General features: G+C 71.4%; 21 protein-coding genes. 9 read left to right on the top strand and 12 right to left on the bottom strand.

Translation table 11 applies throughout. From position 1 onward, the window contains the following. Positions 1-17 precede the first annotated feature (17 nt). Genes ABFJ78_RS46455 through ABFJ78_RS46445 form a run of 3 tightly spaced genes read right to left on the bottom strand, consistent with a single transcriptional unit; the run spans position 18 to position 2703 of the window. Positions 18-764 (bottom strand): SDR family NAD(P)-dependent oxidoreductase, encoded by a 747-nt coding sequence (locus ABFJ78_RS46455; RefSeq protein WP_436393855.1) that lies wholly within the window; start codon positions 762-764, stop codon positions 18-20. Further along, positions 761-1465, bottom strand: coding sequence for an alpha/beta fold hydrolase (locus ABFJ78_RS46450; RefSeq protein WP_436393854.1), 705 nt, complete (start codon positions 1463-1465; stop codon positions 761-763). The genes ABFJ78_RS46455 and ABFJ78_RS46450 overlap by 4 nt, the downstream gene beginning before the upstream one ends. Then, positions 1462-2703, bottom strand: coding sequence for an MFS transporter (locus ABFJ78_RS46445; RefSeq protein ID WP_436393853.1), 1242 nt, complete (start codon positions 2701-2703; stop codon positions 1462-1464). The genes ABFJ78_RS46450 and ABFJ78_RS46445 overlap by 4 nt, the downstream gene beginning before the upstream one ends. A 174-nt stretch (positions 2704-2877) precedes the next feature. On the opposite strand from ABFJ78_RS46445, the gene ABFJ78_RS46440 reads away from it, so the two are divergent. After that, on the top strand, positions 2878-3627 hold the full coding sequence (locus ABFJ78_RS46440) for an IclR family transcriptional regulator (protein WP_436393852.1): 750 nt from the start codon (positions 2878-2880) through the stop codon (positions 3625-3627). A gap of 10 nt (positions 3628-3637) precedes the next feature. On the opposite strand, the gene ABFJ78_RS46435 is transcribed toward ABFJ78_RS46440, so the two are convergent. From ABFJ78_RS46435 to ABFJ78_RS46425, 3 genes are read right to left on the bottom strand one after another with little or no spacing between them, the layout of a single operon-like run. After that, complete coding sequence (locus tag ABFJ78_RS46435; RefSeq protein ID WP_436393851.1) at positions 3638-4285, bottom strand: nitroreductase family protein; 648 nt, start codon at positions 4283-4285, stop codon at positions 3638-3640. Then, complete coding sequence (locus ABFJ78_RS46430) at positions 4249-5625, bottom strand: MFS transporter (RefSeq protein ID WP_436393850.1); 1377 nt, start codon at positions 5623-5625, stop codon at positions 4249-4251. Before ABFJ78_RS46430 ends, ABFJ78_RS46435 begins: the two co-directional genes overlap by 37 nt. Further along, positions 5622-6467, bottom strand: a complete 846-nt coding sequence (locus tag ABFJ78_RS46425) for an alpha/beta hydrolase (protein WP_436393849.1) — start codon at positions 6465-6467, stop codon at positions 5622-5624. The genes ABFJ78_RS46430 and ABFJ78_RS46425 overlap by 4 nt, the downstream gene beginning before the upstream one ends. 103 nt (positions 6468-6570) lie before the next feature. Between ABFJ78_RS46425 and ABFJ78_RS46420 the strand changes: the two genes are divergently transcribed. Together ABFJ78_RS46420 and ABFJ78_RS46415 are read left to right on the top strand one after the other, a co-directional pair. Next, a complete protein-coding gene (locus tag ABFJ78_RS46420; protein WP_436393848.1) occupies positions 6571-7536 on the top strand; it encodes a LysR family transcriptional regulator in 966 nt (321 codons plus the stop codon). Between the two features lie 132 nt (positions 7537-7668). Beyond that, positions 7669-7869, top strand: a complete 201-nt coding sequence (locus tag ABFJ78_RS46415; RefSeq protein ID WP_436393847.1) for a hypothetical protein — start codon at positions 7669-7671, stop codon at positions 7867-7869. 174 nt (positions 7870-8043) lie between these two features. Here the strand turns inward: ABFJ78_RS46415 and ABFJ78_RS46410 are convergent, their stop codons facing one another. Continuing rightward, positions 8044-8757: a GntR family transcriptional regulator gene (locus ABFJ78_RS46410; protein ID WP_436393846.1), complete on the bottom strand. Its 714-nt coding sequence runs from the start codon at positions 8755-8757 to the stop codon at positions 8044-8046. Positions 8758-8871: 114 nt separating this feature from the next. Here ABFJ78_RS46410 and ABFJ78_RS46405 point away from each other — a divergent pair, with 114 nt between their 5' ends. The 5 genes from ABFJ78_RS46405 (at position 8872) to ABFJ78_RS46385 (ending at position 14116) form a co-directional block, all read left to right on the top strand. Beyond that, the gene (locus ABFJ78_RS46405; RefSeq protein ID WP_436393845.1) at positions 8872-9804 is read left to right on the top strand and encodes a VOC family protein; all 933 of its coding nucleotides are present in this window, start codon (positions 8872-8874) and stop codon (positions 9802-9804) included. Positions 9805-9810: 6 nt separating this feature from the next. Continuing rightward, a complete protein-coding gene (locus tag ABFJ78_RS46400; RefSeq protein WP_436393844.1) occupies positions 9811-10656 on the top strand; it encodes a fumarylacetoacetate hydrolase family protein in 846 nt (281 codons plus the stop codon). A gap of 14 nt (positions 10657-10670) precedes the next feature. Next, a complete protein-coding gene (locus tag ABFJ78_RS46395) occupies positions 10671-11540 on the top strand; it encodes a pirin family protein (protein WP_436393843.1) in 870 nt (289 codons plus the stop codon). A 15-nt stretch (positions 11541-11555) separates the two neighbouring features. Next, positions 11556-12563, top strand: a complete 1008-nt coding sequence (locus ABFJ78_RS46390) for a fumarylacetoacetate hydrolase family protein (protein ID WP_436393842.1) — start codon at positions 11556-11558, stop codon at positions 12561-12563. Positions 12564-12652: 89 nt separating this feature from the next. Continuing rightward, complete coding sequence (locus ABFJ78_RS46385) at positions 12653-14116, top strand: amidohydrolase family protein (RefSeq protein WP_436393841.1); 1464 nt, start codon at positions 12653-12655, stop codon at positions 14114-14116. Positions 14117-14159: 43 nt separating this feature from the next. Here ABFJ78_RS46385 and ABFJ78_RS46380 read toward each other — a convergent pair whose 3' ends face one another. Beyond that, positions 14160-14909, bottom strand: coding sequence for a dihydrodipicolinate synthase family protein (locus ABFJ78_RS46380; protein ID WP_436393840.1), 750 nt, complete (start codon positions 14907-14909; stop codon positions 14160-14162). Between the two features lie 565 nt (positions 14910-15474). Here ABFJ78_RS46380 and ABFJ78_RS46375 point away from each other — a divergent pair. After that, positions 15475-16302 carry a carbon-nitrogen hydrolase family protein gene (locus ABFJ78_RS46375; protein ID WP_436393839.1) on the top strand — a complete coding sequence of 276 codons (828 nt, stop codon included), beginning with the start codon at positions 15475-15477 and terminating at the stop codon, positions 16300-16302. Here the strand turns inward: ABFJ78_RS46375 and ABFJ78_RS46370 are convergent. From ABFJ78_RS46370 to ABFJ78_RS46355, 4 genes are all read right to left on the bottom strand, one after another. Next, positions 16283-17635: a PepSY-associated TM helix domain-containing protein gene (locus ABFJ78_RS46370; RefSeq protein WP_436393838.1), complete on the bottom strand. Its 1353-nt coding sequence runs from the start codon at positions 17633-17635 to the stop codon at positions 16283-16285. The two genes, ABFJ78_RS46375 and ABFJ78_RS46370, sit on opposite strands and share 20 nt — an antisense overlap. A gap of 29 nt (positions 17636-17664) precedes the next feature. Beyond that, complete coding sequence (locus ABFJ78_RS46365) at positions 17665-19287, bottom strand: copper resistance CopC family protein (protein ID WP_436393837.1); 1623 nt, start codon at positions 19285-19287, stop codon at positions 17665-17667. A 5-nt stretch (positions 19288-19292) separates the two neighbouring features. Next, entirely contained in the window at positions 19293-20045 is a 753-nt protein-coding gene (locus tag ABFJ78_RS46360; protein ID WP_436393836.1) for a DUF1775 domain-containing protein, read from the bottom strand. A 68-nt stretch (positions 20046-20113) separates the two neighbouring features. Next, entirely contained in the window at positions 20114-22432 is a 2319-nt protein-coding gene (locus ABFJ78_RS46355) for a copper oxidase (protein ID WP_436393835.1), read from the bottom strand. Positions 22433-22582: the final 150 nt, after the last annotated feature.

The following is a 22582-nucleotide window of genomic DNA, read 5'->3' as shown; positions in this document are numbered from 1 at the left end:
CGCATTCTCCTTGTCGGTCAAGGGATGAACGGCGCGAGGTGCGTCCCGGCCGTGACGTGCAGGACTTCGCCGGTGATGGCGCGGGCGCGGTCGGAAAGCAGGAACGCGACGGCCCCGGCGATGTCGGCGGGCTCGACGAGCCGGCCCAGTGGCGACGCGGCGGCGAACCGGCGGGCGTAGGCCTCGACGAACCCGGCGTCGCCCTTCTCGGCGTTCAACGGAGTCCGCACGAAACCCGGCGCCACCACGTTCACCGTGACCCCGAGCGGGCCGAGTTCCCGGCACGCTTCCCGGGTCAGGCCGACGAGTCCCGCCTTCGACGCGGAGTACGAGCCGGTCGCGCCGCCGCCAAGCCACACCCGCGAGCCGATCGACACCACCCGGCCCCCGCCCTGACGGCGCCACCGGGGGACGCAGTGCTTGATCAGCAGCGCGGGCCCGGTCAGGTTGACTTCCAGCGTGGCGCGCCAGGTCGCCGGGTCCAGGTCCTCGAGCGAGTGCTGCGGTTCGATCCCGGCGTTGTTGACCACTGCGTCGATCCGGCCCCAGGTTGCCTCGACCTCGTCGAGCGCGGCGCGGACCGCGGCTTCGTCGGTGACGTCCGCGGTGACGCCGGTGGCGGATTCGCCGAGCCGTCCGGCGGCTTCCCGCGCGCCGTGCCGGTCGAGCAGCGCGACGCGGAAGCCGTCGGCCAGCAGGGCCGAGGCGATGGCCTGGCCCAAGCCGCCGGCTCCGCCGGTGACGATCGCGACGGGAGCGTTCACGCCGTCGCCTCCTTCGCGAAGCCGGTGATCACGCCGGCCAACGCGGCCGGCATGGACAGCATCGGCGAGTGGCCGGCCGCGAGCTCGCTCCACGAGCCCGTCCGGCTCGCCAGCCTGCGCTGGACGTCCGGGGTGCACGCCCGGTCCGCCGTGCAGACGACGAAGTGCGACGGCACGGCCCGCCAGGCCGCCCGGGTCACCGCGGTGGTGCGCGTGCTGACGTGCTCGGGGGTCAGCCGCTCGGCCGCGCGAGCCGCGTCGGCGGGGTCGCAGTCGTGGTAGAACGCGGCTCGCGCGGTCTCCTGGCCGATGACGAGGTGGTCGCCGACCTCCCGGATGTCGTCGACGCCCGCCTCGGAACCCGCTTCGGCGTCGTTGACCGACGCGACCGACTCCCCCGGTTCGAGGCAGAACGCGCTCACGAACACCATGGCCTGAACGCCTGCGGCGTCGCCGGCCTCGGTCAGCACCGCGCCGCCGTAGGAGTGGCCGACGAGCACGACGTCGCCGGGCACCTCGGCGAGCACCCGGGTGAGGTGGGCGCAGTGCCCGGTGAAGGTCTCGTCCCCCGGGGCCCGGTCCCGGCCCGGGAACGTGACCCGCACGCACGGGTGGCCATCCGCTTCGAGGAGGGCCGCGACGCGGTCCCAGGCCCAGCCGCCGTGCCACATCCCCGGCACGAGCACGATCGTCGGTTTCACGCGACTGTCCTTTCCGGAGCGTGGGTCGTGGTGGCCACCCGGGTGCGGTCCCGCAGGCAGTAGGTCAGGCCGATGCCGAGCACGTAGGTACCGGAGATGACCCAGACCGTGCCGCCGACGCCGAGCGGGCCCACGAGCCCGGCCACCGCCGGGCCGAGGAACTGGCTGACACCCGCGCCGAGGTTGAGGATCGCGACGGCGCCGCCGACGTGCTGGGGCGCCAGCGACGGCAGAATCGCCGAGAGCGGGACGAACCCCGCGAGCGCGGCGCCGTAGACGGCCGCGACGCCGAGGATCGCCCAGAAGTCCGGGCCGATGAGGTGCGGCACGTGGTAGAGCGCGGGCACGCTGATCGCGCAGGCCAGCCCGCCGCACCAGGCCACGGTCCGCACCCGGCCGATCCGGTCGGCGACGTAGCCGAACAGCACGTTGGCCAGGACGTTGACGAGCAGCATCGTCCCCCACACCGTCTGCCATTCCGCTGTGGACAGTCCGACGTCGCGGATCATGTAGGTGGTCAGGAAGACCACGAAGGCGTAGAAGCCGAGCGTGTTGATCACCCGGACGATCCCGCCGATGCCGACCTTCGGGCGTTCGAAGACGATGGTCACCGCACCGAAGACCGCGCGGAGCCCACCGCCGCGCTCGGCCCGGCCGCGGGCCTTGACCAGCAGCGCGACGATGAGCCCGCCCGCGCCGATGAACGCCAGCGACGACGCCAGCGTGGCGAACTCGCCGATCAGCGGGATGACGAGCCCGGCGTAGTAGGAGCCGAGCACGCCCAGACCGAGCATGGCGAAGAACCAGTACCAGCCGACGGCCTTGCCCAGCACGGCCTGCGGCGTTTCCATCGCCACCCAGACCAGGAAGCCGTAGGAGAACAGCGGGTAGCCGATCCCGCGCACGCCGAAGGTGAGCACCATGAGCCCGAAGTCCCCGCGCGCCAGCGCGACCAGGAACGCCACCTCGAACAACACCCAGACCGCGAACCCCGTCAGCATCGCGCGCTTGGGGCCGAAAGTCTCCGCCAGCGCGCCCGCCAGCCAGGCCGCCACCGCGACGACGAGCCCGTAGACGCCCCACAGCAGGGACACCTGCCCGGAGCCGAAGCCGCGCTCGTCGAGGTAGGGCGAGAGGAAGCCGGACTCGATGCCGTCGCCGACCATGAACAGGGTCAGCGCGGCGAACCCCCAGCGGAGGTTCGGGACGATGCCCTGCCGGGCCCAGAACCCGCTCATCGCGGCGACCACTCAGTGGCAGTGCGAGAGGGGGCACGCGATTGTTCTTCGTGACCGGTCAGCACGGCGAGAACCTCCTTGTTCGAGTCGTCCGTGCCACTGATCCTCAGCTCCAAGACCTTCGGAAGCCAGCGCGCGTTGCCACTCAGTGGCAGACCTGGCTATCCTCGCTGCGTGGCCGGACGGACGAACAACCCCGGGCAGTCCGTTTCGCGGCGGTTGCTCTCGGTCTTGGACTGTTTCGACGTCGCCCACCCGGCGCTGTCACTCACCGAAGTGGCCACGCGCAGCGGCCTGTCCGTGTCCACCGCCCGCCGGCTGATCGGCGAACTCCGCGCGTGGGGCGGCCTGGAACGGCTGGAGGACGGTCGCTACCGGATCGGCATCCGGCTGTGGACGATCGGCTCGCTCGCCCCGCGGCAGCGCGACCTGAGAGAGGCCGCGCTGCCCTACATGCACGACCTCTTCCAGGCGACCCAGGAGAACATCCAGCTGACCGTCCTGGACGGCACGGAAGCGCTCTGCATCGAGAAGATCTCCAGCACGAAGGCGGTCCCCACCCAGACCCACGTGGGTGGACGGCTGCCGTTGCACGCTACCGGCGTCGGCAAGGCGATCCTGGCCTTCTCCGGCCGGGACCTGCTCGCCGCGGTCGCGGCGGCCGGGCTGCCCCGGATGACCCCGAACACCATCACCCAGCCCGGCCGGCTCGCGGGGGCGCTCAAGGAGGTGCGGCGGACGGGCGCCGCCTACTCCTACGAGGAAATGACGCTGGGCGCGGCGTCGGTGGCCGCCCCGATCCTGCGACTGGACGGTGGGGTCCGGGCCGCGCTCGGCATCGTGGCCCATTCGCGCGCCGCCGTCGACCGGCTCGCTCCCGCCGTGCGCACCGCCGCGCTCGGCATCGCGCGCGCGACGAACTGAGCATCCGGGCTCACCACCGGTCCCAGTGCAGCACTTCGTCGACCGGGACCCGAGGCGCGGGCCGGAACCGCGTCCCGACGGTGTGCGCGACCGGGACGACCGCGGCCTGCATCACCGAGTCGTACGGAATGCCCAGCAGCGCGGCGACTTCCCGCTCCACGGCCATGTTCCCGGTGGTCCACACCGTGCCGAGCCCGTGCAGGCGCGCGGCGAGCATGAAGCTCCACACCGCGGGCAGCAACGAACCCCACTTGCCCGCCTGGCGGTCGGCTCCGAGGCCGTCGGTGCGCCCCTCGATGCACGGCACCACCAAAGCGGGCGCCCGGTGCAGGTTGTCCCCGAGATACCGCAGTCCGCTCCAGACCTTGTCCATCGACCCCGGTTTCGCGTACGCGCGGCGCTGGTCGTCCGCGGACATCGGGGTGTCGCCCTGGCCGAGACCGCGGCGCCAGAGCCGGGCCAGTTCGGCGCGGCGCTCCGGATCGGTGACCACGACGAAGCTCCAGCCCTGGCTGTTGCGCCCGCTCGGCGCCTGCAAGGCCAGTTCCACGCACCGGCGCAGGACCGCGGGGTCCACCGGCCGGTCGAAGTCCAGCCGGTGCCGGACCGCCCGGGTGGTGGTCAGCAATTCTTCGGCGGTGAGATCGAGTCGGTCCACGGCACACCTCCAACGGGTTCAGCGGTCCCGCGGCGCAGACGCGCCGTAGCGACAGCGGCGAGCAGGAAAACGAATGCCTCGTAGCCCATCGCCGCGCCCATCGCCCCCTCGGCGTAGAGGACACCGGCCAGAGCCACCCCCACCGTGCCGCCCAGTTGCTGCGCGGTCGGCAGCAGGCCCGACACCGAACTGGCGGCTTGGGGCGGTACCCGGCTCAGCACCAGGGAAAACGCGGACGCGGTGAACAGACCGAACGCGAACCCGCCCGCGCCCAGCACCGCCCACAGGACCGGCGCCGGCGCGACCAGCGCCGGAACGAGCAGCAGCGACACCGCGGCGAGGCAGCCCGAGGCGGCGGCCAAGGTCGCGGCGCCGAACCGGCGTGCCGCCGCTTCGGCGAGCCGGCTGCCCGGGACCGCACCGATCGCATAGGGCGCCACCGTCATCGCGGTCACCAGCGGATCGCGGTGCAGCGCACCCTGCAGGTGCAGGGAAAGCAGCAGGCTGAACGACGGGATGCCGGCGTTGAACAGCAGCACCGCGGCGATGCCCCAGCGGGTCGTCGCCGCGGTCAGCGCTTCGGGGTGCACGAGGGGGTGCCGGACTCGCCGCTGCGAAACGCCGAAGGCGGCGAGCAGGCCGATGGCCAGCACCGCGCTCAGCCAGGTCCACGCCGGCCAGCCCGCGTCTTGGCCCAGGGTCAGCGGCAGCACGAGCAGCACCAGCCCGGTCAGGGACAACGCGGCGCCGACGGGGTCGACCCGGCCGGTGCCCGCCGGCCCGCGCCCGCCGGGCAGGATCCGGACCGAGGCCAGCGCGGCGAGCCCGACCGGCACCGGCAAGGCCAGCGCCACCCGCCAGCCGGCGCCGAACGGGTCGAAGTGCAGCAGGACGCCGCAGCACAACGGCCCGGCCAGTGACGCGATGGCCATCGTCGCCCCGTACCGGCCCAGCACACCCGCGCGCCGGTCCGCGGGCACCGCGGTCTGGATCAGCGACAGGATCTGAGGCGCGACCACACCGCTGCCCGCGCCCTGCAGCAGCCGGGCGATCACCAGTGCCCCCACGTCCGGCGCGGCGGCGGCAGCCAGTGACGCGGCGGTGAACACGACCGTGCCGAGCACGAACAACCGCCGGTAGCCGAACCGGTCCCCGAGCCGAGCCGCGGTGATCAGCGCGCACGCGAAGGTCAGCGTGTAACCGGCCAGTGCCAGCTGCCCGGCGCCCGAACCGGCGGCGAGGTCGTGCCGGATGCGCGGGACGGCCAGCTGCATCACGGTGACGCTCATCAGCTGCACGAAGGTCCCCGACAGCAGCACGGCTTGCGCGGCGGGCCTCATGCCTGTTTTGCGATCCGCGCGACGAGCTCCGCGAGCTCACCGGGCCGGGTCAGGAAGGGCGAATGCCCACCCGGCAACGAGTACACCGAGAACGGGGATTCCGGCACCAGCCGGTCCGCCTCGGCGATCATCAGGTCCTGGGTGGCCGGAGGCAGGGCGAGGTCGTCGGTCAGCCGGATGTAGCTGCGGGGGACCCGGCCCCACCGCCCGGCGGTCACGGGGAACTCCCCGGCCAGCGACACCAGGGGTTCGTCGGGGTGGAGGGTGAGGCGCCAGCCGTGCCGGTCCGCGGGCCAGTCGTTCAGGAACGCCCGCCGGATGACCGCCACCTCGGCGGGATCCGGGGAGAGCGGGTTGATCCGGAACGCGCCGATCACCTCGGGATCGCCGGAGTTGGGCACGCGCACGGCACCGGCGTTCTCCGGCGCGCCGACGTAGTCGACGAAGCGCGACCGGCCCGCCGGCACGAACGCCGACAGGTAGACGACGTGGTCGGCCAGCTCCGGCTGCCGTTCGAGGGCGGCCGAGACCGGGCCGCCCCCCGCGCTGTGGGCCACGAGGACCACCCGCGCGAACCGGTGGCGTATCTCGGCGAGGTCGGCGACCAGCGCGTCCACCAGCGCGCTGGTGGTGAGCCCGGCCAGCGCGGACGGCTCGGTGGCCAGGGCGGGCTGACCGGGCCGCAGGTATCCGGAGGGCATCGGCGCGGTCACGCCGTGGCCGGGCAGGTCGACGGCCACGCTGGACACGCCGTGGGCGGCCAGCGCCCGCTGGGTCGCGGTCCAGTGCAGCGAAGAGTGCCAGGCACCGTGGACGAAAACACAGGTGGTGGTCTCGTTCATGACGGCCTTTCGACGGAGGGAGGTACCGGCTCCACTCCACCGCGCCTCGGCTTCGGTCATCCACTTTTATATCTGGATCACCCGCGCTTGATATGTTGAAAGTATGGAGTCGCGACACCTCCGGTACGCCCTGGCCCTCGCCGAGCACCAGCACTTCGGCCGCGCGGCCGCGTCTCTCGGGATCGCCCAGCCGCCGCTGTCCACCCAGATCGCCGCGGTGGAACGCGAAGTCGGCGAGCGGCTGTTCGACCGCACGCCCCGTGGCGTGTTCCCCACCGCCGCGGGCGCCGCGTTCCTCGCCCGGGCCCGCCGGGCACTCGGGGAAATGACGGCCGCGGCGGTCGAAGCGGGCCGCGCGGCGCGGGGCGAAACCGGCCGGCTGCGGATGGGCTTCATCGGCTCGGCCTTGCTGGCGCCGCTACCCGGAGTACTGGGCCGCTTCCGCCGGAGCCGGCCCGACGTGCGGCTCGACCTGCGCGAGATGAGCAGCCCGGAGGCGGCCGCGGCCCTGGTCGCAGGTGAGCTCGACGTGGCGGTCGGCCGCGGTGCCCCGCGCGGCGCCGGAGTCGAAGGGCTCGTGACCGTCCCGATCGGCGCGGACCACCTGGTCGCCGTCGTCGGGGTCGCGCACCCCTTCGCCGGCCGCGCCGAGATCCAGCTCGAGCAACTGGCGGCCGAGCACTTGATCATGTCGGCTCCCGAGCAGGAGCCGGCGGTGGCCGCTCACCTGCGCAGCCACTTCGGCCCCGGCACGACGGCGCTCGACGCGGCCACGGTGTCTCGCGACGTCCACACGATCATCGGCTTGGCGGCCTGCGACGTCGGCGTGGGCCTCGGCCCGGCCCGCATGCGGCTGGTCACCCGCAAGGACATCCGGTTCTGCGACGTCGTTCCCCGCGTCCGCCTGCCGGATCTCCAGCTGTCCTTCCGCGCGGCCGACGACTCCCCCGTGCTCGCCGCGTTCCTGGACATCGTCCGCACGAACTGCGCCGAAGTCGGCTCCCTCCTCGACGACATCCTCGCCGACCGGCAGAAACGCACCATCGAACCGGTTCCCGATCGCGGCTGACCACGCGGGAGTTCCCAAGATGAGGCACCAGCCGCTCACGGATCGGCGCCGTCGAGGTGGACCAACGCGCCGTCACCGGAAGCCCTCATCCAGCACCGCGACGACCTCGGCGAGCGCCGCCATGCCGGCCGGGTGTTCCGGGTCGGGGAGGTGGCCGCGTTCACGCCCGGCCGGACCTACCCGATCCGTGCCACGCACCAGGCGGTCACGACCACCCGAGAGGCCACCGCCGACCCGGAAGGCCGGCTGCACTTCGCACTCGACGCCGCCACGGGAGAGTTCGGGACCACTGGTGGGGCGACACCGGGAACGACGACGCTCACCATCACCTGACGACCGCGCCGCCCTGCCACGATCTCCGTGGCAGGGCGGCAGTAGCTCGCGAAGAGCGCACCGGCCAACTCGGCCACCACGACCAGGTCGGCGGGCGCAACACCGGCGCAGGTGCCGCATCGACAAGCACCCCGAGGCGCTCCGCACCATGGTGCCCGGCGCTCGTGGACCCGATCAGCTCGCCGCACCGCTCGCGGGTTCGCCGTCGGCCGCAGGCAGGCCGCAGCTGGAGAGGATCTGCCTGGTCCGGGTCACGTGCGCTTCGAACCTTGCTACGGCCAAGTCGGCATCGCGCGCGAGCGCGGCCTCGAGCAGACCCCGGTGCTCGGCGGCGACGTCGCGGTGCACGTGCCGAGTTCCGGCGGCGGACCATGCCCGGTAGAGCTCGGCGGTGTCGGTCAACCGAGCGCAGATGTCGAGCAGGATCGGGTTGCCGCAGGCCTTGATCAGGGCGTGGTGGAAGTCGATGTGCGCCCGAGCCCACTCGTCGTTGCGCGGCGGCGGGTCACCCGGCAGGAACAGTGGCTGGCTGGCCAGCCGGTGGTGCGCCGCCAGGACTTCGGACTCCCAGCTGACGTCACCCCGCTGCACCGACAGCCGCACCGCCGCACCTTCATTGATCAGCCGGGCCTCGGTGACGTCGGCCAGCGTCTCCTCCGTCAGCGGGGTGACGTGGAAGCCGCGGTTGCGGTCGATGCGCACGAGTCCCTTGGCGGCCAGCATGCCGAGCGCCTCCCGGACGACGCTGAGGCTCACGTCGTAGCGGCCGCTGAGGTCCGCGGGCTTGAGCCGCTGCCCCGGGAGCAGTTCGCCGCTGTTGAGGATCGCGGATCGCACCTGCTCGTACACGGCCACGGCCAGGCTCTCCCCACCCGCACGCTTCACCATGCCGGCAACGATACCACACTCTGACTTGCAGAATCGATTCTATGGTTGACTATCGAGACTTGGTGATGAACTATGAAATCGGAGGTCCTGCCCAGCTGAGCAAGGAGGCCATCGATGGGGCTGCACCGCCTGACCGACATCACCATCGGCGTCCCGAACGTCGAGGAAACCGCCGGCTACTACCGGGAATTCGGGCTCACCCACTCCGGCGAAGGCAACGGGCACCGGTTCGCCACCGTGGACGGAGGCGAACAGCTGCGGATCAGGCACAGTCCGCGCCGGCGGCTGCTGACCCTCGGCGTCGGCGTCGACGACCCGGACGACCTGGAGCGCATCACGGCGTCCTTGAACCGGCTGGACGTCGACGCTCGGCGCGAAGGCGACGTCCTCCGCACCGCCGACCCGGTCACCGGCCTCGAGGTCGTGGTGTCGGTAGCGCCTCGGCTGCAGCAGACGCCGACGCCCGCTCCCCCGTACAACACGCCCGGCGCGGCCACCAGGCCCGACGAGCGGGCACCCGGCGTCGAGCGGCAAGAGCCCGTCCGGCCCCGGAAGCTGGGTCATGTGGTCTTCGGGTCCGCCGACCAGGCCGCGACCCAGCGATTCTTCACCGAAGGTCTCGGCTTCAAGGTCAGCGACGAGGCCCCCGGGCTCGCGTCGTTCATGCGCTGCTCCACCGACCACCACAACGTCCTCGTCCAGCAGGCGCCCGTCAGCTTCCTGCACCACACCTCGTGGGAGGTCGACGACGTCGACGAGGTCGGCCGGGGCGCGACCGCGATGCTGGAAGGTCACCCGGAGCGGCACACCTGGGGGCTGGGCCGCCACTACATCGGCTCGAACTTCTTCTGGTACCTGCGCGACCCGGCAGGCAACTTCTCCGAGTACTACTCCGACCTCGACTGCATCGTCGACGACCAGCTCTGGAAACCCGGCATCGTCGCCGGTGAAAAGAGCCTCTACGCCTGGGGACCGCCGCCCCCGCCGTCGTTCCTCAAACCCGAGGACCTCGCGGAACTGATGACCGACTCGCACGAGAAAGCCTGATCCACCATGCGAATCGCCAATGTGGCAGGACGCCTGAACCTCGTCGTCGCCGACCGTGCCGTCGACGTGGCCAGTGCGAGCGAGGGCCGCTTCGCCGCGGACCCGCAAGCCGTGTACGAGGTCTTCGACGACTTCAAGCAGTGGGCAGCCGGGCAGGGCGACCACCTCGACGCGGCCGAGCCGGCCCCGGCGTCACTCGGCTCGCCCGCGCCGGCACCCCGGCAGGTCTTCGCGATCGGTCTCAACTACGCGGACCACGCCGCCGAGGGCGGTATCACCGAGCTCCCGGCGGAGCCGACGGTCTTCACCAAGTTCGCGAGCTCCTTCTCCGGGCCGGTCAGCGAGGTGCGCCTGCCGACCGCGGCCGTCGACTGGGAGGTGGAGCTCGTCGCGGTGATCTCCCGGACGGCTCGCCACGTCGACGTCGAGCACGCCTGGGGCCACGTGGCCGGGCTGACCGTGGGCCAAGACCTTTCGGAGCGCCGGTCGCAGCTGCGCGGACCGGTCCCGCAGTTCAGCCTGGCCAAGTCCCACGCCGGGTTCTCCCCCACCGGCCCGGTCCTCGTGACACCGGATGAGCTGCCCGATCCCGACGATCTGGAGATCGGGTGCACGGTCAACGGCGAGGAAGTGCAGAAGGCCCGAACGGCCGACATGATCTTCTCCGTCCCGGAGCTGATCGCCCACCTGTCGTCGGTCGTCACCCTCTACCCCGGGGACGTGATCTTCACCGGCACACCGGCCGGCGTGGGCATGGGCCGGAAGCCCGAGCGGTACCTGCGGCCCGGAGACGAGCTCCGCAGCTGGGTCGAGGGAATCGGCGAGCTGCGGCAGCGTTTTTTGGCGCACTGACAGAAGGAATCCCGATGAACACCCGGCAACGCATTCTCGCGCGGATCGAAAGCAAGACGCACCTGGGGCCGGACGCCCAGGTGGACGACCGGTACGTCGTCATGAGCCCAGCGCGTCCGGAGCTGACCGATCCTTTCCTCGTCCTGAGCGAGGACTGGTTCTCCTCTCCCGGCTTCGAATGGCACCCGCACCGCGGCGTGGAAACCGTGACCCTGGTCGTCGACGGCGTTCTCGAGCACGGGGACAGTGCCGGCAACAGCGGCGCGCTGGCCACCGGCGACGTGCAGTGGATGACCGCGGGCCACGGCATCATCCACCGCGAGCTCGCCTTCCGCGACGAACGGGCACACACCCTGCAGCTGTGGGTGAACCTTCCCGCCGACCGGAAGCTGACCGGGCCGCGCTACCAGGACCTGCTCGCCGGGCAGCGCCCCGTCATCGAGCGGGACGGGACCCGGATCGACGTGATCTCGGGCCGGGTGGGCGAGCTCAGCGGACCGGCTGTCAACGAGTGGCCCATCTCCGGCGCGATTCTCACGCTGGAGCCGGGTCGCCGGCTCGACCACCTCCTGCCCGGCCGCGACCGCGCGTTCCTCTACGTCCTCTCCGGCCGGGCGTCGATCGCCGGACACGCCGTCGAAGCCGGTCAGATCGCCTGGTCCGATCCCGTCCCACAAGCGCTCGTCTCATCGATCGCCGTGGAGGCGCGGGGAGAGATCCCTGTCGTCGTCATGGCCTACAGCGGCGAACCGATCGGCGAGCCCGTCGCCGTCGGGGGCCCGTTCGTGATGAACACCCAGGACGAGATCGCCCAGGCCTTCCGCGATTTCCACCGCGGCGATTTCGGTGACGTCCCCCGCCAAGCCCGCCTCCAGTACCGCTGACCGAACGGGGAAACCATGCGCCTGGTCACCTACGTCGCCCCCGGAGAGCTGCCGCGGGTGGGCATCCAGCACGGCGACGTCGTCGTCGACCCCGATCGCGCGCTGCGGGGTGCCGCGCGGCGCGGCGCGGGCGAGGAACCACGCGTTCCCACCGAGATGGTGGCCTTTTTCGGAGAAGGCGCTCGCGGGCTCGACCTCGGCGCGCAAGCACTCCTCCTCGCCGACGAGCACGGACCCGAGCTGAGCGCGCCGGACGGGAGACCGGCGGTCCTGCCCATGGACGACGTGCGGCTGCTGGCACCGGTCCCACGCCCGCGTCGCATCCGCGACTACCTGACCTACACCGACCACGCGGCAGGATCGGGGCTACCGGTTCCCCCGGCCTTCACGGCCATGCCGATCTGCTACCAGGGCAACGCCGAGACGGTCGTCGGCCCCGGTGATCCGCTGTTGTGGCCGTCCTACACCGGACAGCTCGACTTCGAACTCGAGCTGGGCTTCTTCACCTCCGGTGGCGGCGTCGACGTCACTCCCGACGAGGCGGGCCGCCTGATCGCCGGCGTGACGATCTTCAACGACGTGAGCGCACGGGACATCCAGTTCTTCGAGATGAGCCTGACCATCGGGCCGTCCAAGGGAAAGCACTTCTGCACCGCGATGGGACCGAGCGTGCTCACCATGGACGAAGTCGACGAATGGTCGATCGGGCTGACGGCCCGCGTCAACGGCGAAACCTGGTCGAGCGGAACCACGGCCAACCGGCAGTTCTCGTTCGCCGAGGTGCTGGCCTGGGCCTCCCTCGACGAACCCGTCCACCCCGGAGAGTTCTTCGCCCTCGGCACCGTAGGCGGCGGCTGCGGCCTCGAACTGAACCGCTGGATCCAGCCCGGTGACGTCGTGGAGCTGGAAGCGTCCGGCGTCGGCGTGCTGCGCAACCCGGTCGGCGCCCGGCAGATCCCGCCGCCCGGCGCCGGCCTGCCCAGCTACACCGGCGCGCCGCGCGCCCGGGCACACGAATCTTGAGGAAACCATGATCCGCGGCGGCAGCACCTCCGCGACTTCCCGCTGTCTTCCCAGCCCACCGAACCAGTCATACATAGAGGAGTACAGCCATGCCCGAAAACCCCGCCCCAGCCCCGCTCGACACCGGCCGTCCGGGTCGGCGCTACCTCATCCGCGGCGGAGCCGTCATGTCCATGGACCCGGATGTGGGCAACTTCGAGGTCGCCGACGTCCTGGTCGACGGGGACAAGATCGCCGCCGTCGCCCCCGCGATCGAGGCGAACGACGTGGACGTCGTCGACGCACGCGGACGGATCGTCATGCCCGGGTTCGTCGACACCCATCACCACCTGTTCGAAACCGCGCTGCGTTCGTTCCTCGCCAACGGCCTCCTGGTCGACGACGGATCCGGCACGCCGAGTGCGGACCCCGCCTACGTCGGGCACGTCCTGCAGCGGTTCGCACCGGTGTACCGGCCCGAGGACGTCTACATCAACTCGCTTTTCGGCGGGCTCGCCCAGCTCGACGCCGGCGTCACCACCGTGCTCGACGTCTCCCAGATCCACCACTCCCCCGAGCACACCGACGCCGCGATCCAAGCCCTGGCCGACGCCGGCCGTCGCGCGGCCTTCGGCTATTTCGAAGGCGACGGCCGCGCCGAAGCCCGCTACCCACAGGACGCCTACCACATCCGCAAGCAGTGGTTCTCCTCCGACGACCAGCTGGTGACCATGGTCATGGGCGGCGAGGTCCACCTCGGTGAGGAGGTCTACTCGAAAGCCTGGGGCATCGCCCGCGAGCTGGACCTGCAGATCGCCCTCCACGCCGTCGGGTCGTTCGGCATGCGACCGCGCTTCGACGACCTCGCCCACGGCCGCGGTGGGACCGGAAAGGACATCGGCTTCGGCCCGGACGTGCTCCTCATCCACATGACCGGCATGTCAGACTTCGCGTGGGAGCGCATTCGCGACGCCGGTGTCCACGTCTCGGTCGCCACACCGATCGAGATGACCATGCGCCACGGCACCCCTCCGCTGCTGAAAATGCAGGAGCTGGGCTTGGAACCTTCTCTCAGCTCCGACGTCGAGACCACCATGGCTCCCGACGCCTTCACACTCATGCGCTCGACGATGACCATGCAGCGCATGCTGGTCAACGAGAGCGTCCTCGCCCAGGGAAGTGTCAACCCGCCCGGCCACTACCCGACTCCTGCCCCGGGCACCCCGCAGCTCTTCACCGTCCGCGACGTGCTGCGGTTCGCCACCGTCAACGGCGCCAAGCACCTGCGTCTCGACCACAAGACCGGCTCACTGACGCCGGGCAAGGAAGCCGACATCGTCCTGCTCGACGCCACCGCACCCAACGTCACTCCACTCAACAGCGTGCCGGGGGCCGTGGTGTCGCTCATGGACCGGAGCAACGTCGAGACCGTCATCGTCGCCGGCAAGATCCGCAAGTGGCAGGGATCCCTGCTCGACGCCGACCTCGCCCGTCTGCGCGGTGAGCTCGAGGTGTCACGCGATCACCTGTTCCGCGCGGCGGACATCCGGCAGGACCTGTTCGCCTACAGCTGACGCCGGTCGGAGGCGCCGTCGAGGACTTCGCGCCGGGGCGCGCTCACCTCCGCGTTCGCGTCGCGGGTGCGCCGCGGCAGTGCGCCCGCGGGTCGAGGCGGGCGAGCCGCTCGAGCAGAAGGTCGACTTCGGCGCGTTCGGCCGCACTGAGCGGCCGTCCCGGCCTGCGCTGGATGTCGCTGCCGAGCAGCCCCCGGCGCCAGAGGACGTACTTGCGTGCCGCCAGCCCGATCCCGGGCTGCTGTTCGTAGCGGATGAGCGGCAGGTGGGCGTCGAAGAGGTCGTGCAGCTCGGCGGTGCGGCCCTCGCGCGCGAAGCCGGCCAGGTCGACCAGCAGCTCGGGGAAGCAGTACCCGGTCATCGCCCCGTCCGCGCCGCGCGCCAGCTCGAAGTCGAGGAACAGCCCGCCATTGCCGCACAAGATGGCCAAGCGTGGCGTCTCACCGGCTTCCTCGGCGGCTCGCAGCGCGCTGATCTTCTCCAGGCCCGGCCAGTCTTCGTGCTTGAGCATGACCACCGACGGCACCTCGCGCGCGATCCGGCACAGGACCGGCACGGACATGACGACGGAAAAGGTCAACGGGTAGTCCTGCACCACGATCGGCACGCCGGGCCCGAGCACGGAAGCGGCTTCGGCGTAGTAGCCGGCGATCTGGTCGTCGGTCCGCAACGTGGGCGGCGGCGCGATCATCACGCCCGCCGCGCCGCGGGACATCGCCTCTTCGGTCAACGTCCGCATCGCGCCGAAGCCCGGCGCGGACACCCCGGCGACCACCGGGAGACGCGCGCGCACGCCGTCGCCATCGCCTACGACACCGGCATCCTCCACTGCCGACTCCCGCACCTGCCGCTGACACAAGCAACACCGCAGTCGTGTCTTCCGTCGCCGTGCGGGCCGAGGCGACGAGACAGCGCCGTGAACACCTGACCATGCACCGGCCGACCATTTCCGGACCGTTTCATCCAGAACACCGGCACGTTACCAGATCGGGGACAGGTAACGCATGACCGCTTGATCCCGTAACACCTCCGGAGAGCACCGTCCCTGCACCGGAAGACAAATAGGTGACACGTCCTTTCAAGGGAACGACGAGCCTACAAAAGGCACAGCCAGGCGATTTCGCACAGTTGTCACCCGCTCCACCATTGTCGGCCCCGGCACCTATTTCGATGGTCCGGAAATTTCACTCGACTGGGCGGCGTCAATCACTTAACCAACCATGGAAAATGCGGCTCAGGTCGACAACATTTGATCCGACGTACGGTATATTCGGCCGCATTGAGCAGCACGGTTCACTCGCCACACCCGGCAGTCTGTCGTTCAGGTCCCCTCGCCCGGACAGCACCAGGAGGAACGGATGGGGCCATCCCGGATCGCCACCGTCGCCGCCCACTTCGGCCGCGACCTCGCGTTCGGCACGGCGCGCATCGCCACCCTGATCGAGGAAGCCCGCCAAGCCGGAGCGGCGGTTCTGGTCATGCCGGACGGCACGCTCGGCGGCTCCTTCGCCGACTTCGGCCGGACCGATCCCGAGCACCAGGCACCGGCGCTCGATCCGGACGGGCCCGAGGTGCGGGCGGTGGCAGCGCTGGCCGCGGAAATGGTGGTGTGCTTCGGGTACACCGAAGCAGGCCCGCGCGACGAGCGGTACTCGGTTGCGGCGTGCGTGTCCGGCGACGGCGTGCTCGGCCGGCACCGCAAGGTGCATCTCTCCGCGGCCGAGGCGCTGCACCGGCAGCCCGGCCGGGGATTCGCCGCCTTCGACACCCCCGCCGGCCGGGTCGGCATGTTGCTCGACTACGAGAAGGCCTTCCCCGAGCCCGCCCGCGGCCTCGCCGTCGACGGCGCGGAGATCGTCGCCTGCCTGTGCTCGTGGGCGACCGGCAGCCGCGCGCCGACCCTCGCGCGCGACCGCCAAGCCCGCCTTTTCGATGTCTACGACTGTGTGCGGGCCGTGGAGAACCAGGTGGTATTCGTTTCCGCCAACCAAGCCGGTGTCCTGAACGGAACCCGGTACCTCGGTTCGGCCAAAATCGTCGGCCCGGACGGCACCACCCGGGCCCGGACCGGTTCCCGTGCCGGTCTCGTCGTCGCCGAGCTGGACGTCGAGGCCGAAATCGCGGCGGCACGCCGCGTTCGCGACCACCTCGAGGAACGAAAGGGCGCTACGCCGAGCGTCGCTTGACCCGGTTAAGCAGAGCGTCGAGGGCCGAGAACACCACCAGGCTCGCGCCGATGAGCGGCAGGACCCAGGCCAGCACCGCGATCCCGAGCAGGGTCACGATCAGCGGGCCGCCGGCCAGCTGCCGCCACACCGGACGCGGCAACGACGTCCACCGCCCCTTGTACGGGTTGTGGATCCACCACATGCGGTACCCGAGCGCGAGCAGGACGAGCGTCGCGACCGCCACCAGCGCGAGGACGATCTGGTTCGCCAGCCCGAACAGCGTGCCGGTGTGGAACTCGGTCGCCAGCGCGCTGAGCTTCGCCGGCAGCGAGTAGTCGTTCCAGCCGATCCGCTCGGTCACCTCCGCCGTGTACGGGTCGATCGTGACCGCACCGCGGTGGATCGGCAGTCCCTCCGCCGGTTCCGTGGCGGTGTAGGGCGCGTCCGGCCGCGACGGCGCGACCACGGCGAGCTCGCCGCTCAGTCCCGCGGCCTGAGCGGCCGCCACCGCGCGGTCGATGCCGATCGGCTCGGCGCCCGGCCGGACCGGCACCGGGGCCGCCGCCAGGACCGGGGCCCGCAGGTGGATCGGGTCGGTCGCCGCGTCCGCGCGCCCACCCGCGAACTGGCTCATGGCCAGCCCGGTGACCGCTACCGCCAGCAATCCCGCCGTCAGCCACAGGCCACCGGCGCCGTGGACCGCGCGCAGCCGGGTCCACCCGGTCTTGTCCCGGGTGGCGGGTAGGAGCACCTCACGCAGCGGGCGCTTGCGGCGAGCACGGGCCAGCCACAGGATCACGCCGCCCACGGCGACGAGGGGTACCCAGCTCGCGGCGAGCTCGGCGTAGAGCCGGCCCGCCTCGCCCAGCTGCAGGTTGCTGTGCAGCTGCCGCAGCCACGTGTTGGCGGGCAGCCGGTTCTCGACGGTGCTCAGCTCGCCGTTGATCAGGCCGGTGTACGGGTCGACGAACACGGTGCGGTCCGCGGTCCCGGGCGGGCCGGGGACCGTCAGCACCACGCGAGTGGTGCGGTCGGCGGCGGGCGGCGTGAGGACCGACTTGAGCGTCGCCTCCGGGTGCGCCGTGAGCGCGGCGCGGACCTGCTCGGCGAGCGGGCGGCGCACCTCGCCGACGTGGTTCACGTGCAGGTCGGACCGGTAGAGGCTGTCGTGGATCTGCGGGCTGAACACGTAGACGAGCCCGGTGAGGCACAGCACCGCTAGGAAGGGGGCGACGACGATGCCCGCCAGGAAGTGCAGCCGCCGGGAGACGAGCTGGAGGACGGTGCTCAGGCGCGGCCGCGGTGACGGCCGAGTGGCCCGGTGCGAGGGGACGGTGGGGGTCGAAGACAAGGCGGCTCCCGCGCGGCTGGATGGGGCGTTCATCTCACGTCGATCGGCTGCTTGACCGTCTGCGTGCGGCCGTCGCCGGCCCGCAGTGTCAGCGCGAGCTCCCACCGGCCGGGTCCGGGCGCGCCCGCCCGCCCCGTCCAGTAGCCGGATCCGGCGCGGTCCAGCGGCACGGGCGTGGGGCCGAGCGCGGCGGTCACGGTGGTGTCGGCGCGCTGCGGGCCCAGCACCGACACACGCACGTCGAGCCGACCGGCCGCCGGGATGACGACGAGGTCCAGCGCGCCGGTGTCGTACGCGAGCCGCGCCGGCGCGGCCTGCTGCCGGATCGCCGCCGGAGCCTGACCCGCCGGGCCCTGCGCATGCGCGCTCTGGCCGGGGTCGAGCGCCAGCAGCGTCGCCGTGGCCACGGCGATCACCACCGCCGATCCCGCCACCGCGGTGATCCGATGGCCGAGCCGCGCCTTCACCGGATGGCGTGCGACGAACCAGGCGAGGACGGCGAGGACCGCCGCGAGCACGAGGGCTCCGGCGGGGAGCCAGCCGAGCCTGTGCCCGGACCAGGCTTGGGCGGTTCCAGCGACGGCGAGCAGCGCCCCGCACCCCGCCACCGACCGCGCGAAGCGGGACACCGTGTGCCGGTGGCGGGCGACGGGGGACCGCAGCAGCACCATGCCACCGGCCGGAACCGCGAGGGCGACGAGGAGGCCGATGTCCGCGGCGAGCGCGAGCACCGGCGGCGCGCCGGGTGGCCGCGGGTCGGCGAAGGTCCAGGTGGCGAGGACCGCGGCCGCGCAGCCCAGCACCGCCGCGCCGCGCAGCCGCCGGTCACCTGCGGTGGCCGCCGGCGTGCTTTTCACCAGCAGCGCGAGGCCCAGCGTGGCGGGGACGAGCGTGGCCAGGCGGGCGAGCAGCGCTCCCCCGGCGTCGGACTCGAACGCACCCGCCAGCAGCCGCGGGTCGAACGCGTCGCGCCACGGCACCCACGCCGCGTACGGCCCGAACGACACCAGGGCGACGAGCGTGCCTCCCGTCAGCAGCCACCAGGTGGTCTTGACCAGCCGGCGGGTGACCCGGGCCCGCGCGGCGGCGGGCCCGATCGCCGCGGTGAAGAACGCGAGGCCGGTGAGCACCACCATCGCCGCGACCGCCAGGGTCCGCGCCGTCAGGTGGACGGCCGCCACGACCGGGTCACGGGTCGTCTCGATCTCGGGCACGCCGTCCGGCCGGATCGGGTAGGACACGTCGAACGTGAAGGAACCGCTGACCGGCTCGAGCCGGCTCGACGGCAGCGTCCACGCCACGGCGTACGTGCCTTCGTGCCGCTCCGCCGGCATGGGCACGGAGATCGCGTCGTCGCGACCGTCCACGTGGGACGGTCGCGTGTAGACGACCTGGCTGCCGTCGGGGTCGAGGACGCGCACGGTGGCCAGCGCGGCCGGCACCGGGCGGTCGAAGGTCAGCACGACGGCGTCGGGCGACTTGACCACTTCGGTGCTGCCCGGGGACGTCGTCACGAGCACTGGATCCCCGCTCGCCGACGGGGTCACGGCGAGCAGGGTGCCCCAGCAGGCGGCGACCAGAAGCAGGAGCGCGACGAACCGCCCGGTCCCGTCGCGCGGCCGCGGGACCGCGACGCGGGGACGCTCTTTCACCGCCGTCATTCGACGCCTACCTCCGCGCGCGGGGACTCGGGTTCCGGGACGGGCGCGCGCAACCGGCGGCGGTGGGCCCGGTACCCGACCACCGTGATCACGACGAGCGCGAGGCCGAAGGCTCCCCACAGCACGGCGAAGGGCGGGCCGCCGGTGCTCTGCGGCACCTGGTCCGCCGGGACCGCGGCGTCGCCGACGGCCGGAACCGGTTGCTGCGCACCGGCTTCGGCCGCGGGAGCGACGGGTCCGGCGCCGAAGGTGATCGCCGGGGCGGGCGAAGTCGCCTGGTTCCAGTGCGCGACCGTGCCGTTGGCGAAGGCCTGCGTCGCCTCGAACAGCAGCTTCCCGTCGGCGGGCAGCGGCCCCATGGTGACGAGGAACTGCTCGAACTGCCTCGGCGCGACCGCGCCGCCTTCGACGACGAGGGTGTCCGCGACCTCGCGGACCACCGTGCCGCCGGCTTCGACCGGCGGGTTCAGCGGTCGCGGGCGGACGGTGGCGGTCCACCCCGGCGGCGCGTCGACCTTGACGTAGGCGACCGGTGGGGTCGGCGGGAAGACCAGCTCGAGCCGGGTGGACTTCGTGTCGGCCCGCTCGTTGGCCAGCCGGAAGGCGAAGGTGTGCGTGCCGCCGCCGTCGACGCGATCGGGCACGATGGACACTTGGGCCGCCGTGGGCGGGGCCAGTGCCAGTACGCCCAGCACGGCCGTGAGCAACGCGAACGTGGTGCGGGAAAGAGCTGTCCGGCGGTGCGCCATGGGATCTCCTCGGTCGGTGGGGTCCGGGGCCGGGTGCGAGACCCGGCCCCGGACCACTACCGCGATCGTCAGCAGGCGGACTGGCTGATGGGGTTGAGCTGCCGGCAGGTCAGCTGCGCCCGCCAGTTCCCCTTGTTCTGCTGGACCCATCCGTTGTAGACCAGCGGAACGGCCAGCACGCCCTGGCCGCCGTAGCCGGCCTTCCCGGCGATCGAACCGTCCATCTTGGTCGTCGCCGTCGGGTCGAGCGTCAGCTGGCCCGCGACCTTCGCGTCGTCGATGGCACCGTCGCCGTTCGGGTCGACGTCGATGATCTGCATGACGTTGGCGAACTTGTTCGACACGTAGCCGTAGTAGCCACCGCCCTTCTTGGCCCCGAAGTTGATGCCGTGGCAGCCCGCCGCGCACGGCAGGTCCTTGACGATCTTGTCGGTCCTCGGGTCGATGACGCTGACCGTCTGGGACAGCACGTTCGCCGCGAGCATGGCCTTGCCGTCCGGGGTCACCGGCAGCTGGATCGTCAGGCCGCCGAACGGGGCGCCGGGCTTCGGGCCGTCCTGCGGGCTGTAGTTCGCCCACAGGTCGATCGTCTTGCTGTGCACTTTCTGCCCGTTGTCCACGCAAGCGGGCGCCGCGAGCGAGACGCAGGTGATCGATTCGCCGGTGAAGTCCGCCGTGTAGAACTTCGAGGAGTCCGGGGTCATGCTCGAGGCGATCGGGAACTGGCCCGTCTTCTCGGTCCGGACGGTGCCGGTCGGCAGGTCGATCACCGACGCGTTGTTGGTCAGCACGTTCGGGGTGACGACGGTCTTGCCGTCCGCGCTGGTCCAGTGCGCGTGCGGGTGCCGGACCTCACCGGTCGGGCTGACCGTGATCTTCCGGAGCACGTTCGTGCCGCCGGGCGCCAGTTCGACGACCTCGTTGCCGGCGTTGATGCCGATGACGAGCTTGTCGCTGCCCGGCTCCGTCATCACGTGCGCCGGGTTCTGTCCGACCTGGGTCTGCCGGACGAACGCACCGGTCTCCCGGTCGAACACGTCGACCTTGTTGGAGAACCACTCCGTTTGGTAGAGGTACTTGTAGTCCTTGTCGGTCCACATGTTGTGCGGGTTGTTCATGTTGATCGACGGGGCGCCGATCTTGCGGTCGACCGTCCAGTTCGTGACGTTGACCTTGGTCGCCGAACCGACCGCCTTCTTGCCGGCCCACTCCTCGACCTCGGTGTCGATCCACACTTCGCCGACCCCCGGCGTCGCGGGGAGCTGGTTGCCCTTCGACAAGGTCTTCGGGTAGGAGAACTTCTTGTCGAAGTAGGCGTCCAGGTTCGGGATCAGCACCGGGTTGCCCGCGGCGTCGTACTGCAGGATCGGCACCGGCGGCTGGATCGGGTTGAAGCTGTTCTCCGAATCCGGCTTGAACTGCTGCCAGTTGTTCGGGTTGGTGATGTTGAAGAAGGTGTTCACCAGCCGGTTGACGATGTCGGAGTTGGTCGGGACGACGAGGTTGCGCGAGTTCACCATCGACGCCTTGCCGAAGTCGAGACCGATGGTGAGCGGGTCGTCGACCACGACCGCGCCCAGCATGTACGGGGTCACCATGTCGGTGAAGGCGTACAGCCCGGGCTCGGTCAGCTGGATCGACCGCTGGCCGAACATCGCCCCGCCGGGCATGTCGTAGGGGAAGCCTTCCGCCCCCTCGGGGGCGATCAGGCCCATCGGGTCCCGGGCGCCGGTGGACTCCTTCGGGTCGACCACGAAGTTCACCGTCACGGGCGGGCCCTTGACGGCGAACTGGGCCAGGTCGTTGAGCGCGCCCTGCAGGTCGAGGCCGATCGGCAGGGAGTTCAGGTTGAGCGGCTGGTCGGCGTGCATCGTGGTCAGCTGCTGGCCGAACTGCGCCAGCAGGTTCTCCGCCTTGAGGGCCGCCGGCGCGGCCTGCCGGTTGGTCGCCCCGATCGACTTCACCGCGGACAGGGTGCTGTCGAGGTTCAGCGCCTTCCCCAGCTCACCGCCGAGCGAACCGAGCAGCGGGACCTGGCCGAGGAGGTTCTGCGTCAGGTTCCCGACCGCGCCGGCGAGGTCGGAGTTGAGCAGGCTGGACAGTTCACCCCCGGTCGTCAGGCCGCCGAGCGTGCCGAGGCGGGGCATCTCCGCCACGGCCAGCGACTGGTCGCCGAACAGGTTCAGCCCGGAGTCGAACCACTTGCCGTTGTCGTCCTTCATGTGGAACGTGATCGGCACGGGACCGACCCCGATCGGCTGCTGCGCCGAGGCCGGGACCGCGGCCACCGCGGAGGCGCCGAGGGTGGCGACCGCGAGGGTGACCGTGACCGCCGACTTGGCGCGACGCCGCCTCGTGCGGGCTCCTGGCGGAGCTTCTGGGGACATGAGCTTCCTTTCGGTATTCGTTCGGGCCCGGCGGGAAACGGGCCGCCCGGACGAAGGAAAGTGAATCACGGACAGTGCGGCCGATTCCGGTTTTCTCTGTTAACGAGACGTGAAATAATTAGCCGAGAAATGCGGTGCCTTGGTGAGTAA

It is taken from the genome of Amycolatopsis sp. MEPSY49 (assembly GCF_051337345.1).
Taxonomy (GTDB): domain Bacteria; phylum Actinomycetota; class Actinomycetes; order Mycobacteriales; family Pseudonocardiaceae; genus Amycolatopsis.
This window is presented reverse-complemented; position numbering and strand designations above follow the sequence as displayed.

Bases quoted from the DNA above. Each gene is read 5' to 3' on its own strand.
- ABFJ78_RS46375 (WP_436393839.1), top strand. From the start codon at position 15,475: ATGGGGCCATCCCGGATCGCCACCGTCGCCGCCCACTTCGGCCGCGAC.
- ABFJ78_RS46405 (WP_436393845.1), top strand. From the start codon at position 8,872: ATGGGGCTGCACCGCCTGACCGACATCACCATCGGCGTCCCGAACGTC.
- ABFJ78_RS46410 (WP_436393846.1), bottom strand. From the start codon at position 8,757: ATGGTGAAGCGTGCGGGTGGGGAGAGCCTGGCCGTGGCCGTGTACGAG.
- ABFJ78_RS46400 (WP_436393844.1), top strand. From the start codon at position 9,811: ATGCGAATCGCCAATGTGGCAGGACGCCTGAACCTCGTCGTCGCCGAC.
- ABFJ78_RS46430 (WP_436393850.1), bottom strand. From the start codon at position 5,625: ATGAGGCCCGCCGCGCAAGCCGTGCTGCTGTCGGGGACCTTCGTGCAG.
- ABFJ78_RS46445 (WP_436393853.1), bottom strand. From the start codon at position 2,703: ATGAGCGGGTTCTGGGCCCGGCAGGGCATCGTCCCGAACCTCCGCTGG.
- ABFJ78_RS46390 (WP_436393842.1), top strand. From the start codon at position 11,556: ATGCGCCTGGTCACCTACGTCGCCCCCGGAGAGCTGCCGCGGGTGGGC.
- ABFJ78_RS46420 (WP_436393848.1), top strand. From the start codon at position 6,571: ATGGAGTCGCGACACCTCCGGTACGCCCTGGCCCTCGCCGAGCACCAG.
- ABFJ78_RS46395 (WP_436393843.1), top strand. From the start codon at position 10,671: ATGAACACCCGGCAACGCATTCTCGCGCGGATCGAAAGCAAGACGCAC.
- ABFJ78_RS46355 (WP_436393835.1), bottom strand. From the start codon at position 22,432: ATGTCCCCAGAAGCTCCGCCAGGAGCCCGCACGAGGCGGCGTCGCGCC.
- ABFJ78_RS46425 (WP_436393849.1), bottom strand. From the start codon at position 6,467: ATGAACGAGACCACCACCTGTGTTTTCGTCCACGGTGCCTGGCACTCT.
- ABFJ78_RS46360 (WP_436393836.1), bottom strand. From the start codon at position 20,045: ATGGCGCACCGCCGGACAGCTCTTTCCCGCACCACGTTCGCGTTGCTC.
- ABFJ78_RS46385 (WP_436393841.1), top strand. From the start codon at position 12,653: ATGCCCGAAAACCCCGCCCCAGCCCCGCTCGACACCGGCCGTCCGGGT.